Here is a 17689-nt window from a genome sequence, read left to right as displayed (position 1 = left end):
CCGCCGCACCCCTGGCAAGAATGTGACGTACTACGTAGGTTCGGAGGAATGGCTCGAATCGGGCATTTAGGTGCTTTTGCTGCTGCTCGCCCCGGTGCGCCCCTACGACCGCGCTTAGGACGTGATACGGCTCCTATGGGCCGCATCACCTGTTCCCCGGAAAAAACGGGCTCCCCGGCCCGGCTGCCGGCGCCCCCCGCAGGTGTCCGGCGCTCACGCGGTGCTCAGGCTCTGAGGTGTTCGCGGTCCCCCATCACCACGACGGGATGCCGCGCCGGGTCCAGGGTGCGCAGCAGGGTCTTCATGCCGGACACGGGGACCGTCACGCATGCCGAGGTGCCGTCGCCGTGGTCCAGGTGGAGCCAGATCCCGCCGCCCTTCTCCTCACCGTCCGGCCGGCTCCAGTCGAACGGCGGACTGCCCTTGACCCGGTTGTAGTCGATGGCGATGACGTAGTCGAAGTCATGGGCGTGGCCCTGCTCCGGGGGCAGCATGGTGGCGTAGGCGTTGTCGTCCCGCCAGTACCGCAGCCGGCTCCCGGGGTCGGCGAGCGTGCCGCCCGCGTCGGTGAGCGTGAACACGCCGACGGGACTGTGCTCGTCGTCGACGCGGTGGTCGGCGGTCCAGCCGAGCCGGCCGTTGTGCGCGGCCCAGCTCGCCGTCCGTACCCACGTCGGCCCCCGCTTCTGGTAGAGCACGACGCGGCTGTCGGGAGAGTCGGGGTGCTCGCCGTAGACGACCACCGCCTGTCCGGTGTCGGCCGGCACCTGCTGCCACATCCGGTCCCCGACGCCCGGGAGGCGCTCGCCCACGGCCTGGCCGGGATAGGCCGAAGCGGCGCCGGGTGCGCCGACGGATATCTTCCGCTCCGCCCGCTGGTCGCACGCCGTGGCGCCTGCCAGCAGCAGGCAGCAGGCGAGGGCCGTGGATATGGCGTGCCGTGCCCCGCCGTACCGGAGCGGCCGGGGACAGGGCGGGGTCATCGTGAAGATCCGCATGCCGAGGATCTTGTGACGAGGCGGACAGCGGGCGCATCCGGACGCGGCATCCGGCCCAACCGTCCCGGTTCGCTCCCCTGGCGGCACGGGTTTTCGGAGCGGCGACCCCGAGGTACTCAGGGGTGCCGTGCCGTGGGCCCGCCCGTACGGGGGAACCGGGCGGGCCTCGGCGTCCGGGCGCTCCGCCGGCCGAGGAGTCGGCCCGGGCGCCCTGCGATCACGACGATACGGACCTCGGGCCGTGCGGGGAATAGAGTTAAGGAGCCTTCCCGGGTAGTAAAAACTCCACTCTTCCGGCGTGGCCGGGCCCGATCGGACCCGGCTCCGCCCGGCCGGACCGCCCCGCACACCGCCGCACCACCTCCCGGGAGACACCGCCGCACTTCGCCGGATCCCGCGCCGGGCTCATCGCCTGATTTCCCCCGCCGGTCTCTTTACGGGACTCCTCGCCGGTTTTTCACGGGCCCGGGCCCGTGCGCGAGGGGCGCCGTTCGAGTGAACCGTGGTCCGCGGTCGGCCGCGCGGAGGCCAAGGGACACGGACCCTGCGCGCATTTCCCGCGAGCGGGCGCCCCGATCCGAAGTGGCAGCCTCGTGGTTGCCTCGCCAAACTGAGAACCGGCGGTTCGTGATCAGAAATGATCCGGTCGGCCATTGACGATCCAAGCGTCCTCAGGAGATCGAATGGTGGAGCAGTCCTCCGAGGTCCCCATATCCGGACCGGGCGAACCTGCCGTCACCATGAGCGACAACGGTCCGGGCGGGGCAGAGACCGAACGGAAACTCGCGGCGGCACTGGCCGAGGTCGTAGGCGCCGAAGAGGTACCCGTCGACAGCCATTTCTTCACTGATCTCGGCGCCAATTCGCTGGTCATGGCGCAGTTCTGCGCACGGCTCAGGAAAATTCCGGACCTGCCGTCGCCCTCCATGCGGGACATCTACCGGCACCCGACGATCCGCGGTCTGACGACGGCTCTCGCGCAGACCGATCCCGAGCCCGCCGCACGATCGGCCGGCGCTCCGGCGGTACCGGCGGTTCCGGCGACCGTGCCGGCATCGGCCCCGGTCACCCCCACGAGCCCGGTGCATCACTTTCTGTGCGGAACGTTCCAGCTGCTGGTGTTCCTTGTCTATTCGCTGGTCTCCGGATTCGTGACGGCCAGCGGATACGAATGGATCGCGGCCGGTTCGGGTCTGGTCGACATCTATCTGCGGTCGCTGCTTTTCGGCGGCGGCGGAGTGGTCGCCCTGTGCGTCCTGCCGATCATCGCGAAATGGCTTCTCGTGGGCCGGTGGAAATCCGCCGAGTTCCCCCTCTGGGGCCTGGCCTATGCGCGCTTCTGGCTCCTCAAGGTGCTGCTCCACGCGAATCCGATGATCTTCCTCGTCGGCACCCCGCTGTACGTCCTGTACCTCCGGGCGCTCGGCGCGCGGATCGGCAAGGGCGTCACGATCCTGTCCCGCAGTGTGCCGGTCTGCACCGACCTGCTGACCATCGGCGCGGGCACGGTGATCCGCAAGGACTCCTTCCTCCTCGGCTACCGGGCCCGCGCGGGCCGTGTCCAGACCGGCCGGATCACGCTCGGCCGGGACGTGTTCATCGGGGAGAAGACCGTCCTGGACATCGACACGGCGATGGGCGACGGCGCCCAGCTGGGCCACTCCTCCTCGCTCCACCGCGGCCAGTCGGTCCCGGCGGGCGAGCACTGGCACGGTTCCCCCGCGGAGCCCACGCGGATCGACTACGTACGGGTCGCGCCGGCCGGGTGCGGCACGTTCCGCCGGGCCTGGTACGGCCTCGGCGTGCTGCTCCAACTGCTCCTGCTCTACGTACCGCTGGCCGTCGGCGGGGTGTACATGCTGTTCACCGAGGTACCGGCGATCGGCAAGCGGCTCGATCCGCAGACGGCGGCGCTGTCCCGGCCCGAGCTGATCCCCGACGCGCTGGCCGTCTCGTTCTTCCTGTTCTTCGGCTTCGTCCTCGCGGGGCTCGTCGCCCTCTGCACCGTTCCGCGGCTGCTGCGCCTGGTGGTCAGGCCCGGGCGGGTCTATCCGCTCTACGGAATCCACTACACGCTGCACCGGGCGTCCACCCGGCTCACGAACATGAAGTTCTTCGCCTGGCTCTGCGGGGACAGCTCATACATCGTGTACTACCTCCGCGCGCTCGGTTACGACCTGTCACGGGTCGAGCAGACGGGTTCCAATTTCGGCACCGAGGTCCAGCACGAATCTCCTTTCCTGGTCCGCGTCGGCACCGGGACGATGGTGGCCGACGGGCTTTCCGTGGTGAATGCCGAATATTCCAGTACGTCGTTCCGGCTCTCCCCGGTGGCGATCGGGCCGCACAATTTCCTGGGCAACAACATCGCCTATCCGGCGGGCGGCCGGACGGGAGACAACTGTCTGCTCGCGACGAAGGTCATGGTCCCCCTCGACGGTGAGGTCCGGGAAGGCGTGGGACTGCTCGGTTCACCGTGTTTCGAGATTCCGCGCTCGGTGGAGCGGGACGCCCGCTTCGACCATCTGCGAACGGGCGGGGAACTGCACCGCCATCTCGCCGCGAAGAACCGGTACAACCTGCTCTCGATGACGTGGATGCTGTTCGTGCGCTGGCTGCACGTCTTTCTGCTCACGCTGCTCGCGCTCGCCTCCGTCGATCTGTACGGCGTGGTCGGGCATGTGGTCATCGCCTTGTATCTGGCGCTGACGCTCGTGTTCTCCACCGCGTACTACATCCTCGTGGAACGCTGCATGACGTCGTTCGGCCGGCTGCGCCCGCAGCTGTGTTCCATCTACGACCGGAACTTCTGGCTGCACGAGCGCCTGTGGAAGATTCCGGACCGGCATCTGAACGTCTTCAACGGAACTCCCTTCAAGGGTCTCGTCTGGCGCCTGCTGGGTGTGCGCATCGGCCGCCGGGTCTTCGACGACGGGGTCCATCTGACCGAGCGGACGCTGACCACCCTCGGCGACGAGTGCGTTCTCAACGCCGGGAGCAAGGTCCAGTGCCACTCGCAGGAGGACGGCACGTTCAAGTCCGACGGCACCACGATCGGCGCCGGCTGCACGCTCGGCGTCGCCGCCCATGTGCACTACGGCGTGACCATGGGCGACGGCTCGGTGCTGGCCGCCGACTCCTTCCTGATGAAGGGCGAGGAAGTCCCCCCGAACGCGCAGTGGGGCGGCAATCCGGCCGTGGACATGCCCGAGGCCGGCAGCCGGCCCCGCGCGGGCGTGGCCAGGGAAACGACCGACGCCACTGCGGCTGCCACGAGTTGAGGAAGGCCATTCGATGGGAACGCGCGTGGAAGCGGACCGGGAGGACCGGGAGTTCTGGGGCCGGGTGCTGACCGCAGGCGGCAGCACCGCCGTGCCCCGGTGGGTGCGGGAGCCGGTGCCGGGAGCGCTGGAGCAGGAGACGGCGGTCCCCGACGAGGTGGCGGCCGCGGTGCGCGGCCTGGTGCGGCGGTCGGGCCTGCCGATCAGCGCGGTGCTGCTGGCGGCGCACGCCAAGGTGCTGGCCGCGCTGTCCGGCGAGCGTGAGCTGGTGACGGGGTACACCGCCGGAGTGCGCGGCGAGCCGCTGCCGTGCCGGCTGACGGTCCCCGCGGGGTCCTGGCGGGCCCTGGTGACGGCCGCCGAGCACGCCGAGGCGGAGGTGCTGGCGCACCGCGAGTACCCGGTGTCCGAGCTGCGCCGGGAGCTGGGCGTGGGCGAGCCGTCCTACGAGGCCGTGTTCGGCCCGATGGGCGCCGACGAGGACCACGCCGACGACGGCGTCCTGCATGTGCGCTGGTGCGAGCGGGGCGGACGGCTGCTGCTGCGCCTGCGGTACCGCACGGACGTGCTGGACGCCGAGAGCGCGGCGCGGATCGGCGGCTACCACCTGCGGGCGCTGAAGCTGATGACGGCGGACATCGACGCCGACCACACCCAGCAGAGTCTGCTCCCCGCCGACGAGGTGCGCGAGCAGCTGGAAGGTCTCGCGGGACCGCACCGGCCGCTGCCCGACGCCCGCGCGCACGAGCTGTTCGAGCGGCGGGTACGGGAGCATCCGCGGGCGGTGGCCGCGGTGCACGGCGCTGACGCGTGGACGTACGAGGAGCTGAACGCGCGCGCCAACCGGCTGGCCCGGGCGCTGCTGGAGCGCGGGCTCGGCCCCGAGGACGTGGTCGCCGTCGTCACCGAGCGGAACCTGGACTGGCTGGCGGCGACGCTGGCGGTGTTCAAGGCGGGCGGCGCCTATCTGCCGGTCGAGCCGCACTTCCCGGCCGGCCGGATCGCGGCGACGCTGTCCCGGGCGGGGTGCCGGCTGGTCCTCACCGAGTCCGGCAGCACCCGGACCCTGGACGAGGCGCTGGCCACCGTACCGGGAGCCGAGAAGCTGCTGGTCGAGACGGCGTACGCGGAACCGCACGCCGACGGTGACCTCGGTCTGCCGGTCGAGGCCGGGCGGCTGGCCTACATCTACTTCACCTCCGGCTCCACCGGCGAGCCGAAGGGGGCGATGTGCGAGCACGCGGGCATGCTCAACCACCTCTTCGCCAAGATCGACGACCTGGGGATCGGCGAGGGGTCCGTGGTGGCGCAGACCGCCCCGCAGTGCTTCGACATCTCGCTGTGGCAGCTGCTGTCGGCGCTGCTGGTCGGCGGGCGGACGCTGCTGGTGGGCCAGGACGTCATCCTGGACGTGGAGCGGTTCCTCGACACGCTGGAGCACGGCCGGGTCGGGGTGGCCCAGCTCGTGCCCTCCTATCTGGAGGTCGTGGTCTCGTACCTGGAACAGCACCCGCGCGAGCTGCCCGACCTGCGGTGCGTGTCGGTGACCGGCGAGGCGCTGAAGCGGGAGCTGGTCCAGCGCTGGTTCGCGGTCCAGGCGGGGATCAGGCTGGTCAACGCCTACGGACTGACGGAGACCTCGGACGACACCAACCACGAGGTCCTGGACGGGGTGCCCGACCGCGTCCTGCTGGGCCGCGCCGTCAACAACGTCCGCGTCTACGTCGTGGACGAGCAGCTGTCGCTGGTGCCGCTGGGCGCCCCGGGGCTGATCGCGTTCTCCGGTGTGTGCGTGGGCCGAGGCTACGTCAACGACCCCGAGCGGACCCGTGAGGCCTACCGGACGGATCCGTACCGGTCCGGCGAGCGGCTCTACCTGGGCGGCGACTGGGGCCGCTGGCACCCTGGCGGCAAGCTGGAGTTCCTCGGCCGCCGGGACAACCAGGTCAAGATCCGCGGCTTCCGCATCGAGATCGGTGAGATCGAGAACACCCTGCTCAGGGTGGCCGGGGTGCGCGACGGCGCCGTGGTGGTGGCCGAGCGGGGCGGCGGGAACAAGCATCTGATCGCCTTCCACACCGGCCGCCGGCACGAGCCCGACGTGCTGCGCGAGGCGCTCGCGGCGGCGCTGCCCGCCTACATGGTGCCCTCCGCCTTCCACTGGCAGGACAGCCTTCCGCTGACCGCCAACGGCAAGATCGACCGCAAGGCCCTGACCGCGCAGGCGGAACGGGCCGCGCAGGCCGAAGGGGCCGAGGGGGCGGCGCGGGGCGAGGCGCGGGAGCGGGCGGCCGGCGAGCGGCTCAGCGCGACCGAGCGGCGGGTGGCCGCCGCCTGGGCCGAGCTGCTGGGCGTGCCCGCCGACCGGATCGGCCGGACCGACCACTTCTTCGACTCCGGGGGCACCTCCCTCTCGGCCGTCAAGCTCAGCATCGCCCTCGACCGGGCGGTGTCCCTGCGGGACATCACCCGGCATCCGGTCCTCGCGGAGCTGGCCGCCCTCGTCGACGGTGCCGCCCGGCGGCGCCCGGAGCTGCTGCACGCGCTGTCGGAGCCGGGCGGGGTGCCGGGGCACGCGCTGGTCTGCTTCCCCTACGCGGGCGGCAACGCGGTCAACTACCGGCCGATGGCGGCGGCGCTCGCGGGCAGCGGCCTCGCGGTCCTCGCGGTGGACCTGCCGGGTCACGACCTGGCCGCGCACCGTGAGCCGTTCGTCCCGATCGCGCAGGTGGCCGCGCAGGTCGCCGACGAGATCACGGCGCGCGGCCTGAGCCGGGTCATGCTCTGGGGCCACTCGTCGGGCGCCGCGGCGGCCGTGGAGACGGCCCGCACCCTGCGCGAGCGCGGCGTGCGGGTGACCCGGGTGTTCCTCGCGGCGCAGCTGCTCGGCACGTCCGCCGAGCGGGACGCGGCCGTCGCCGAGCTGACCGGCCTGAGCGACGCGGAGATCGCGGCGCGGCTGACCGCCGACAGCGGCTACACCGAACTCGCCGAACTGAACGAGCGGCACGCCGAGCACATCGGGGCCGCCTACCGGCACGACTGCGTGTCCGCGCACCGCTACTTCCGGGCGGCCCTGGAGGGCCCGCCGCCGGTGAAGCTGTCCGCTCCGGTCTCGGTGGTCGTCGCCGCCGACGACCCGCACACGGCCGGGCACACCGACCGCCACCGCGACTGGCTGCTCCTCGCCGACCAGGTCGATCTGCACGAGCTGGCCGACGGGGGCCACTACTTCCTCCGTACCCGCCCGGCCGAGTCGGCGCGGGCCGTGCTGAACGCGGCCCTGCCGCTGGCCTCCACCTGAGGCCCGTGCCGCCGTCAGCCGAGCGACCGAAAGGAGACCGAGATGCCGTCCTCATCCCTGGCAGCACCACTCGACGTGGAGCTGCGTCCGGACAAACCCGCGCTGCTGCGCGTCGATCCGCCGGGCGACCCGGCGGCCTGGGCAGCCGAACACCGCGAGGCGCTGCGGGCGCAGGTCACCGAGCACGGGGCGCTGCTCGTCCGCGGTCTCGGACTGCGGGACGCGGACCAGGCGGGTGCCGTCTTCGCGCGGCTGGCCGGCCGGCTCATGGCGGAGCGTGAGGCCTTCGCGCCCCGGCAGCCCCACGGCCCGGGGCTGTACTCCTCCACCCCCTGGCCGGCCAACCAGCCGATGTGCATGCACCACGAGCTGAGCTATCTGCTGGAGGTGCCGCGGCTGCTACTGTTCGCCTGCCTGACGCCGCCCGGACAGGGCGGGGCCACGGGCGTGGCCGACGCCGAGCAGGTCCTGAAGGATCTGCCCGCCGAGCCGGCCGAGCGCTTCGAGCGCGAGGGCTGGCTGCTGACCCGCACCTACAACGAGGAGATCGGGGCGTCCCTCGAGGAGTCGTTCGGCACCGACGACCCCGCGGCGATCGAGCAGTACTGCCGGGCCAACGAGATCCGCTTCACCTGGCAGCCCGACGGCTCCCTGCACACCGAGCAGCGCCGCGCCGCCGTCGTACGGCACCCGGTCACGGGCAGGCGCTGCTGGTTCAACCAGATCGCCTTCCTCAACGAATGGACGCTGGCGCCCGAGGTGCGCGAGTACCTGGTGGACGAGTACGGCGCGGACGGCCTGCCGTTCAACACCCGCTACGGCGACGGCAGCCCGATCGGCGAGGACGTCGTCCAGCTGCTGAACAGCACGTACGAGAAGCACACCCGGCGCGAGCCGTGGCAGGCAGGTGACCTGATGCTGGTGGACAACATCCGCAGCGCGCACAGCCGGGAGACCTACGCCGGCGAGCGGGAGGTGCTGGTCGGCATGGCCGATCCGGGGCGCCTCGCCGACGGCGGCAGGGCCGGGGAGGCGAGCGGACGATGACCCATCTGCTGTCGACGGCCACCGAGCCCGCCATGGGCCATCCCGGCTCGGCGCCCAGCTTCGCGGTGATCTCCGGCAAGGAGGTGCAGCAGGCGCTCAGCGGGCGCGAGAAGGAGCTGGTGGAGCTGGTCGAGGCCACCTACCGGCTGCACGGCGCCGGGGACTCGGTCAATCCGCCGTCGTACTTCCTGCGCTTCCCGGACCGCCCGACCTCGCGGATCATCGCGCTGCCCGCCTCCCTCGGCGGCGCGGCGCACGTGGACGGCCTGAAGTGGATCTCCAGCTTCCCGGAGAACGTGAGCGCCGGGCTGCCCCGGGCCTCCGCGGTGCTGATCCTCAACGACCACGACACCGGCTACCCCTTCGCCTGCCTGGAGAGCAGTGTCATCAGCGCGACCAGGACCGCGGCGTCCGCCGCGCTGGCCGCCGACTGGCTCAGCCGCACCCGGACCCGGCCGGCCCGGATCGGGTTCTTCGGCACCGGTCTGATCGCCCGGTACATCCACACCTTCCTGGCCGGCACCGGCTGGAGCTTCGACGCCGTCGGCGTGCACGACCTGTCCGCCGACAGCACCGCGGGCTTCTGCGGCTATCTGCGCGAGTCCGGCGCCACCGGGAAGGTCACCGTGCACGACAGCGCCGAGGACCTCATCCGCTCCAGCGACCTCGTGGTCTTCGCGACCGTGGCGGGCCGGCCCCATGTCATGTCGCCGGGCTGGTTCGACCACAACCCCGTGGTGCTGCACGTGTCCCTGCGCGACCTCGCCCCCGAGGTGCTCCTCGGCGCCGCCAACTTCGTCGACGACGTCGAGCACTGCCTGAAGGCGGACACCTCGCCGCACCTGGTCGAACAGCGCACCGGCAACCGTGACTTCCTCAACGGCACCCTCAACGACGTGATGCTCGGCCGGGCAGCGCCGCCGCACGACCAGCCGGTGATCTTCTCACCGTTCGGTCTCGGCGTCCTCGACCTGGCCGTCGGCAAGTACGTCTACGACCAAGTGGCCCGGGCGGGAGAACTCCGCCTCATCGACGACTTCTTCCACGACCTGCGCCGGTACGGCTGAAGCCGTTGCCCTCAGCCCTGGTTCCAGGAGGCCTGCAGTGCCCGTGATCTCCGCTCCCCACGCGTTCAACGAAGGAAGTCTCTTCGTCGATCTAGAGTCGATATTCGGATGCCGCCTCTTCCTCAAATGCGAGGGCTTCAACTTCGCCGGTTCCATCAAGTTGAAGGCCGCGAACGAGATGGTGGAGATCGCCGAGCGGGACGGCACCCTGACACCCGACTCCATCCTCGTCGAGTCCTCGTCCGGGAACCTGGGCGTCGCGCTCAGCGTGATCGCCGCGAGCAAGGGCTACCAGTTCCTGTGCGTGACGGACTCCCGCTGCAATCTGTCGACCAAGCTGCTGATGGAGGCCCTCGGCAGCGAGGTGCACGTGGTGACCGACCTGGACGCCAACGGCGGCTTCCTCGGCACACGGCTGGAGTACGTCCGCAGCCTGTGCGCCTCCGACGACCGGTACGTGTGGCTCAGCCAGTACACCAACGCGGGGAACTGGCAGGCGCACTACCGCACCACGGGGCCGGAGATCGCCGGCCAGTTCCCGGACCTTGACGTGCTGTTCGTCGGGACGGGAACGGCCGGCACCCTGATGGGCTGTGCGCGCTACTTCCGCGACTGGCGGCGGCCGGTGCGGATCGTCGCCGTGGACAGCGTGGGCTCGGTGGCCTTCGGCGGCACCCCCGGCCGCCGGATGATCCCCGGCCTGGGCATGAGCATGCGGCCCCCGCTGCTCGACGAGTCGCTGGTCGACGAGGTGATCCAGGTGGAGGAGGCGGACACCATCCGCACCTGCCACCGGATGGCCCGGCGGGGCTACCTGTTCGGCGGGTCCTCGGGCACGGTGGTCAGCGCGGCGACGGACTGGCTGTCCCGGAACGAGACCCACGACCTCACGGCGGTGGCCATCGCGCCCGATCTCGGCGAGCGCTACCTCGACACCATCTACCAGACCAACTGGCTGCAGGACCTGTACGGCGACCAGCTCCTGGACTCCGCCCCGGCGAACTCCGCGTCCTTCGACGAGAAGTCCGCGACCCGGTCACCGGAGCACCGGCGCAGGCCCTAGCCGGTCCCGGCCCGGGACTTTGCCGGCAGGGCGGTCCGGGCCCGCGCCCGCCACGGGATCCAGACAGCGGTCACCGTGACGATCAGGGCCGAGGCCGCCACCGTGGCCATGCCCAGGGTCAGGCTCGCCGCGCCCGCGACGAACCCGATCAGCGCCGGGCCGCCCAGCAGACCGGTGGTGCCCATCGCGGCCACCAGGGCGAGGGCGTCCGAGCCGCGCTCGGCCGCCGCGACGTACACGCACGGGGTGACGGCCGCAGCGCCGAGGCCGACACAGGCGAAGCCGAGCAGTGTGGGCACCACCCCGCCGGCCAGCAGGGCGAGGGCGAGTCCGGCGCCGGCCACGGCGCTGCCGGTGCGGACCACGCGCCCGTCGCCCCAGCGGGTGCGCCAGCGGTCCGCGCACACGCGGGCCAGCAGCATCATCACGGAGACGACCGCGATGCCCAGCGGGGCCACGGTCGAGGACGCCTTGACGACGTCCTTCATGTAGAGCGTCGACCAGTCGTTCATCGCGCCCTCGGTGATCGTGCCGAAGACCATCGCGCAGCCCAGGAGGAGGGTCGTGCCGGTGGGGAGGGAGCGGCGGGTGCGGCGCTTCGGCTCGTCCGCGGTCGCGGAGGCCGGCTCCCGGTGGGCCAGCAGGCCCGGGCGGGCGCAGCCGAGCAGCAGGAGCAGCAGGGCGCCGCCGACCGCGAAGTGGGCCGGGACGGACCCGGTCAGCGTGGTGACGCCGGAGGCCAGCAGGGCGGCGACGAGCAGGCCGGCGCTGAAGGTGGCGTGCAGCTGGGACATGGCGGTGCGGTCGTACGCCTTCTCCAGCTCGGCGCCCTGCGCGTTCATGGCGACGTTGAGGCAGCCCACCGCGACGCCGTCGGCGCAGACGACGAGCAGCGCGAGCGGATAGTCCGGTACGACGGACAGGGCGGCGAGGACCGCGATCAGGCACGCCGCCGAGGCCAGCGACAGCCACCGCGAGCCGAGCCGCCGCATCAGGACGGCGACCAGCGGGAAGGAGGCGGCGGCGCCGGCCCCGCAGGCCATCAGCAGCAGCCCGACCTCGCCCGCGCCCAGGTCGAGCCGGGTCTTCAGTGCGGGCAGCCGGGAGACCCAGGTGCCGTACTGGAGGCCGAGGAAGCAGAACAGCGCGGCGATGGACCACTTGGCGCGCTGGAAGGACGGCTCGGGCATCACACGGCCTCCCGGGCCTGGTGCGGACGGGGTACGGCGGGCACCTGGGCGGACATGTACACCGCGTCGCCGCCGTAGTCCGCCGGGACGGGGGTCCAGCGGTGGGCGCGGTAGCCGTTGGCGTGCCAGAACCGCTCCTTGCCCGCCACGGCGACCAGCGAGATGGTCGTGAAGCCGCCGGCGCGGGCGGCCTCGGTCAGATGGCCGACCAGGCGGGTGCCGAGCCCCCGGCGCCGCAGCGGCGCGCTGACGACCAGGTCGTGCAGATGGAGGTTGGCGGTGCGGTGGGCGGCCTGTTCCGGGCGGGCCAGGTCGGGGCAGTGGAACCGGGGGTAGGGCAGGGCGAGGACATAGCCGGCGAGCCGGCCGTCGAGGTCGAGGACGAAGCAGGTGCCGGCCGAGGCGCGGGCCCGCGAGCGCAGCAGCTCCTCGCCCTCGGCGAGCGAGAGGTCCGCGTACGCCTCGCTCTCCAGGGCGGCCAGGCGCGGCCAGTCGGCCTCGGTGATGCCCCGTACGAGGTCTTCCATGTCAGTGCTGTCCTTCCGGGCCGCCGGCGCACACGCACGGCAGCGGGCGGATGCCGTTGAAGCCCTGGGTCGTGTAGCTGGTGGCGTAGGCGCCGGCGGACAGGATCCAGACGGGGTCGCCGGAGGCGAGGCCCCGGGGCACCCGCACCGGGTGCAGGCCGTCGCCGTAGGCGTCGTCGCTGTCGCAGGTGGGGCCCGCGACGACGGCGAGGACGTACGCCGTGTCGGGTGCGCCGGTGCGGGTGGGGAAGACCAGCCGGTGCCGCAGCTGGTCCATCTCGTACAGGCCGTTGAACTTGCCCGCGCTCAGGTACAGCCAGCGGGCGGACGTCCCGTCCGGCTGGGCCCGTTCGGTCAGCCGGTACACATGGGCGCGGACCGCGCCGTGGTCGGCGACCAGGTGGCGCCCGGGCTCCACGACGAAGCCGAGCGGGGCGGCGGTCAGGGCGCCGAGCCGCTCCATGCCCTCGCGGATGACGGTGAAGATCTTGTCCAGCGGCGGGTCGAGGGGGTTGCCGCGCCGGTCGAGGTAGCCGAGCGCGGGCAGGCCGCCGCCGAGGTTGACGTGGTCCGGCGTGATGCCGAGGCCGTCCAGAGCCACGAGCACCTCGGCGAGCGAGTCCACGGCCTGCTGCCAGCCCTCGCCGGTCATCTGCTGGGAGCCGACGTGCACCGAGAGGCCGGCCGGGACGAGCCCGGCCGCGCGGGCCGTGGCCAGGACGCGGACGGCGTCGTCCGGGGCGCAGCCGAACTTGCGGTTCAGGCCCCACAGGGCGCCCTCCCCGCTGGTGGCCAGCCGGCAGAAGACGCGGGCGCCGGGGGCGTGCCGGGCGATGGCGGTGACGTCCTCGACGCTGTCGGTGGCGAAGGTGCGGATGCCCAGCCGGTACGCCTCGGCGATGTCCCGGTCGGACTTGACGGTGTTGCCGTAGTGGACACGGTCCGCGGGGGCGCCGGTGCGCAGGGCCTGGACGATCTCGGCGGGGCTCGCCGCGTCGAATCCGGCGCCGCGGTCCGCGAGGCGGGTCAGCACCTCGTCCACGGGGCAGGCCTTGAGGGCGAAGCGGACCTGGACGCCGGGCAGCTCGGCCCGCAGCCGGTCGTACTGGGCGGCGATGCCGTCGAGGTCGTAGACGAGCCGGTCGGCCGGGGCGGTGGCGAGCGCGGTGGTCAGCCGCGTGCTGATCTCCACGGTCACCGGCCCCCGGGTCCGTGAGCGGTGCGCCGGGCCGCGTCGACCAGGGCCGGCCAGGCCTCGGTGAGCAGGGCGAACTCCTCGATGTCCTGGCGGGCCTCGGCCAGCAGCCGCTCCCTGCGGGGCGCGAGCTGCTCGGCGAACCGTTCGTAGCGCCCGCCCAGTTTGCGGTAGGCGGTGTCGATCCGGTCCAGGCGCCAGATGTTCTCGGCGGGGTCGAGCCGGGTGCTCTCGCGCAGGAACGCGACGATCCGGTCGGCCCGTACGTGCTGCCGCTCGTCGAGGAGCCCGGCGCCCTCGGCGGCCATCCGGTCGTAGACGTGGTGGAAGTACAGCATCGACAGGAGGAACTTCACGAACCGGTTCTGGTAGGCGAGGAAGCCCGCGTCGGTGCGGCGTTCGGGGGTGTAGAAGTTCTCGATGTGCCGGTTGTGCAGGATGCCGGGGAGCGTGGCGTCGTGCACCAGGTGGAGGAGGAAGTAGTCGCTGCCGATGGTGTCGGTCGCCGGGGGCAGCGGGACCCGCTCGTACACGTCGTGGTGGAAGGCGACGTTGCACATGTCGACCCGCATCGGGTCCACCGGGCCCAGGGTGGCGCGGTCGCCGGTGAAGGGGGCCGTGCCCGCTCCGGTGAAGGACTCCTCGACCAGCTCGCGCCGCTCGGCCGCGGAGGCTCCGGCGGGCGCCCACAGTCCGACCACGTCGTGGTAGACGCCCTCGTCCAGGTCGCGCATCTCGCCGATGTCGACGGAGAGTTCGCCGATGAAGGAGGCGCCGGCCAGCGAGACGGGGCGCCGGGCGCGGGCCGGGTCGAGGCGGTCGGGGGTGACGGCGGTCGCGGCCTCGGCGGCCGGCCGGCCGAGCCACGGCAGCTCGTGGTGGACGGGGTGGACCGGTTCTCCGGCGTGTACCTGGTAGGTGCTGTCGGAGTCCCTGCGGTGCACGGAGCGGCAGCCGAGGGCGGCGGCCAGCAGGAAGGCGCGGTTGGTGCAGGCGCCGTAGGAGACGGCGGGCGGGAGCATGAGGCGCAGCAGCCGGTCCGGCTCGGGCAGTCCCGCTCCGGTGATCGTGCGGCGCAGCCAGCCGCGCTGGCGCTCCTCGTCGAGGTGGTGGACGGTGACGCCCGGCCGGGCGGGCAGGGCGGCGACCGTGCGGGTGTGGGCGGCGCGGGCGGTGTCGTCGGCGGAGTCGAGGATCAGGAGCCGGACCTCGGCGCCGAAGCGTCGGGCGGCGTAGTCCGCCTCCTGGTGCATCGCGGTGATCGTGGCGGAGCAGGCCCGGTTGGTGGGCAGGCTCAGGCAGATCCGGTTCACCGGTCACCGTCCGCCGCGGCCCAGGAGTCCAGGCCGAGCAGCCTGCGGCCCAGGCCGGTCAGTTCGGCGGGGCCGTAGCGCAGGGCTTCCGGTTCGCGGGCGTCGCCGAGCAGGGTGCCGTTCCAGTCGGGGGTGGCGAGGGTGCGCCAGGAGTGCACGCGGGAGTCGCGCAGCGCGGTGTGCTCCTCCAGCGCGGGCATCATCGACAGGTACTGGACGGCCCGGACAGCGTTGTCAGACCGGTTCGGGCCCACGCCGTGGGCGAGCAGCCCGTTGAAGATGAGCAGGTCGCCGGCCTGGAGGTCGGGGCGTATCACGGGGAACTCGGCGCGGTCGGCGGCGGGCCTGACGGGATCGCGGCCGGGCGGCTGGGCGACGCGCCACTCCTCGAGGCGGCGGAAGAGTTCCGGGGCGCACTGGAAGCCGCCGAGTTCGTCGCGGGTGTCGGTGAGCGCGATGATGCCCTGGACGCGCTGGGGCAGCACGGCGAGGGTGGTGTCGACGTCCCAGTGCAGCTCGATGTCGAAGCCCTCGTCGGTGGGCTCGATCAGGGAGCGGGAACGGGTGCGTATGTTGGGCGGGTTGAGGTTGAGCCGGTCCAGGGTGACCCACAGTTCCGGGCTGTCCCAGACGTCGACGAAGGCGTCGTAGACGCGCCTGTTCTGCCGGCTGTCCCACAGGAGCTGGTGGTGGTAGGCCTCGACGAAGCCGTAGATGTAGAGGTGCTGGTCGAGTTCGGAGCGGAACTCGGGCTCCTCGTACCAGCTGTCGGGGCGGTCGGGGTCGAGCCCCTGGAACCGCCAGGCGAAGTCGAGCAGCCCCTTGGCCTCGCCGGGGGTGATGGCCTCGCGTACGACGACGTAGCCGTACGTCTGCCAGAAGGCGAAGTCCTCCTCGGACAGTACGCGCAGCGGCTGGGTCTTCTCGAGGTCGCGCAGCGGGGTCGGGGCGAGGTAGGTCTCGCCGTCGGCGCTGAAGTAGGGGCGGCCGGTCGCCGCTCGGTGGAGGTAGGGCGCGGGCGTGTTCATGCGTTCACTCCGGGGTGATCGGGACGAGGGCACCGTGGGGTCGGACGTGAGACATGTGCCGGTGGCAAGCGCCAAAGCGCGAGAGGGCCACCGGTTCCCTGAGATGTGCGGGGGTGGGCCGCCCGCGGGGAGGTGCGGGCGGCCGGGGCAGGGGCGTCAGCCGGCGAGGACTGCCTCGGCGGCGGCCACTCCGCAGACGCGGGCGGCCCCGTAGGTGGCGATGTGCAGGGCGCCGCGCGGCGGGGCCTGCGGCAGGCCCATCTCGACGACGACGGTGTCGGGCCGGGCGGCGAGCAGGGTGTCGAGCGCGGAGCGCATCCAGTCGTGCCGGTGTTCGTCGCGGACCACGGCGACGGTCCGGCGGCCGGCGGCGGCGGCGCGGGCGGCCTCACCGGCGCCCTCGCCGGTGAAGGAGCCGGAGGCGGTGCCGGGCAGCAGCCGCTCCAGGTCGGCGGCGACACCCCAGGGGGTCAGGTCGCCGACGGCGATGTTGGGGGCGGGGTTGAACTGGGCGACGTACACCGGCTCGGTGACCGGTGCGGGTCCGTCCGAGCGGGTCACGGTCAGCGCGCGGCGGGCCGCGACCAGCCCGATCTCCGGGTCGGCCGGGGTCTTCTCCGCGTCGCCGCGGGCCGCGGCGGTCCAGGCGGCCAGGTCGCGCACCCGGGCCGCCGCGTCGGCGAGCCGCTCCTCGGGCAGTTCACCGGAGCGTACGGCGGCGACCAGCGCGTCCCGCAGGCCGAGCACGGTGCCCTCGTCGTTCAGGCCGCCGCCCACGCAGATGGCGTCGGCGCCGGCCGCGATCGCGAGGACCACGCCGTGCTCAAGGCCGTAGGTGCCGGAGATCGCGCGCATCTCCATGCCGTCGGTGACGATCAGGCCCTGGTAGCCGAGTTCGCCGCGCAGCAGCTCGGTGAGGACGCGCCGGGACAGGGTGCCGGGGCGGTCCGGGTCGAGGGCCGGGACGAGGATGTGGGCGCTCATGATCGCCCGGGTGCCGGCGGCGATGGCCGCGCGGAACGGGGGCAGTTCGCGCTCGTAGAGGGTGTCGGCGTCGACGTCGATGCGGGGTACGGCGTGGTGGGAGTCGACGTTGGTGTCGCCGTGGCCCGGGAAGTGCTTGGTGCAGGCGGCGACGCCGGTGGACTGCAGGCCCTCCACCCAGGCGGCGGTGTGCCGGGCCACCAGGTCGGGGCTCGCGCCGAAGGAGCGGACGCCGATGACGGGGTTGTCCGCGTTGGCGTTGACGTCGGCGGAGGGCGCCCAGTCGAAGTTGACGCCGCAGGCGGCCAGGCGCCGGCCCAGCTCGCGGGAGACGGCCCGGGTGAGGCCGGGGTCGTCGACGGCGCCGAGGGCGTGGTTGCCGGGGAAGGAGGAGCCGGTGCGCACATCGAGGCGGGTGACGTCGCCGCTCTCCTCGTCGATGGCGACCAGCAGGTCGTCGCGCTCGGCGCGCAGCTGGGCGGTGAGGGCGGTGACCTGGTCCTCACCGGCGACGTTGCGGCCGAACAGGGCGACGGAGGCGAGGCCCTCGGCGATGCGGCGGCGCACCCAGTCGGGCGCGGTGGTGCCGGCGAACCCGGGCTGCAGGACCGCGAGGGCGTCCCGGGAGAGCGGGTCGCCCGCGGCGGAGCCGCCGCCGGACCCGGAGGTGGCGATAGTGGTCATCGGAGGCG

At 72.7% G+C, this 17689-nt stretch carries 12 protein-coding genes; 5 read left to right on the top strand and 7 right to left on the bottom strand.

What is annotated here, in order from left to right:
- Positions 1–224: 224 nt before the first annotated feature.
- Positions 225–983, bottom strand: a complete 759-nt coding sequence (locus tag ACF073_RS05170) for a hypothetical protein (RefSeq protein WP_392067696.1) — start codon at positions 981–983, stop codon at positions 225–227.
- Positions 984–1681: 698 nt separating this feature from the next.
- On the opposite strand from ACF073_RS05170, the gene ACF073_RS05165 reads away from it, so the two are divergent.
- The 5 genes from ACF073_RS05165 to sbnA are packed head-to-tail and all read left to right on the top strand — an operon-like array spanning position 1682 to position 10760.
- On the top strand, positions 1682–4279 hold the full coding sequence (locus ACF073_RS05165; protein WP_392066989.1) for a Pls/PosA family non-ribosomal peptide synthetase: 2598 nt from the start codon (positions 1682–1684) through the stop codon (positions 4277–4279).
- 13 nt (positions 4280–4292) lie between these two features.
- Positions 4293–7583 carry an amino acid adenylation domain-containing protein gene (locus ACF073_RS05160; RefSeq protein ID WP_392066988.1) on the top strand — a complete coding sequence of 1097 codons (3291 nt, stop codon included), beginning with the start codon at positions 4293–4295 and terminating at the stop codon, positions 7581–7583.
- A 42-nt stretch (positions 7584–7625) separates the two neighbouring features.
- Positions 7626–8630 carry a TauD/TfdA family dioxygenase gene (locus tag ACF073_RS05155; protein WP_392066987.1) on the top strand — a complete coding sequence of 335 codons (1005 nt, stop codon included), beginning with the start codon at positions 7626–7628 and terminating at the stop codon, positions 8628–8630.
- The gene (gene sbnB, locus ACF073_RS05150) at positions 8627–9697 is read left to right on the top strand and encodes a 2,3-diaminopropionate biosynthesis protein SbnB (RefSeq protein WP_392066986.1); all 1071 of its coding nucleotides are present in this window, start codon (positions 8627–8629) and stop codon (positions 9695–9697) included. Before ACF073_RS05155 ends, sbnB begins: the two co-directional genes overlap by 4 nt.
- Positions 9698–9734: 37 nt before the next feature.
- Positions 9735–10760: a 2,3-diaminopropionate biosynthesis protein SbnA gene (gene sbnA, locus ACF073_RS05145; RefSeq protein WP_392066985.1), complete on the top strand. Its 1026-nt coding sequence runs from the start codon at positions 9735–9737 to the stop codon at positions 10758–10760.
- Here sbnA and ACF073_RS05140 read toward each other — a convergent pair.
- The 6 genes from ACF073_RS05140 to ACF073_RS05115 form a co-directional block, all read right to left on the bottom strand.
- Positions 10757–11950, bottom strand: a complete 1194-nt coding sequence (locus tag ACF073_RS05140; protein ID WP_392066984.1) for an MFS transporter — start codon at positions 11948–11950, stop codon at positions 10757–10759. The genes sbnA and ACF073_RS05140 overlap by 4 nt on opposite strands.
- Positions 11950–12477: a GNAT family N-acetyltransferase gene (locus ACF073_RS05135; RefSeq protein ID WP_392066983.1), complete on the bottom strand. Its 528-nt coding sequence runs from the start codon at positions 12475–12477 to the stop codon at positions 11950–11952. The genes ACF073_RS05140 and ACF073_RS05135 overlap by 1 nt, the downstream gene beginning before the upstream one ends.
- 1 nt (position 12478) lies before the next feature.
- Entirely contained in the window at positions 12479–13675 is a 1197-nt protein-coding gene (locus tag ACF073_RS05130; protein ID WP_392066982.1) for a type III PLP-dependent enzyme, read from the bottom strand.
- Positions 13672–14985: a DUF6271 family protein gene (locus tag ACF073_RS05125; protein ID WP_392066981.1), complete on the bottom strand. Its 1314-nt coding sequence runs from the start codon at positions 14983–14985 to the stop codon at positions 13672–13674. Before ACF073_RS05125 ends, ACF073_RS05130 begins: the two co-directional genes overlap by 4 nt.
- The gene (locus ACF073_RS05120; RefSeq protein WP_392066980.1) at positions 14982–16013 is read right to left on the bottom strand and encodes a phytanoyl-CoA dioxygenase family protein; all 1032 of its coding nucleotides are present in this window, start codon (positions 16011–16013) and stop codon (positions 14982–14984) included. Before ACF073_RS05120 ends, ACF073_RS05125 begins: the two co-directional genes overlap by 4 nt.
- Positions 16014–16169: 156 nt before the next feature.
- Positions 16170–17681, bottom strand: a complete 1512-nt coding sequence (locus tag ACF073_RS05115; RefSeq protein ID WP_392066979.1) for a glycoside hydrolase family 3 protein — start codon at positions 17679–17681, stop codon at positions 16170–16172.
- Between the last annotated feature and the right edge of the window lie 8 nt (positions 17682–17689).

Source organism: Streptomyces sp. NPDC015171 (assembly GCF_043079545.1).
Classification (GTDB): Bacteria; Actinomycetota; Actinomycetes; order Streptomycetales; family Streptomycetaceae; genus Streptomyces.
Note: the sequence above shows the minus strand (reverse complement) of the source record. Positions and strands in the feature narration are given on the sequence as shown.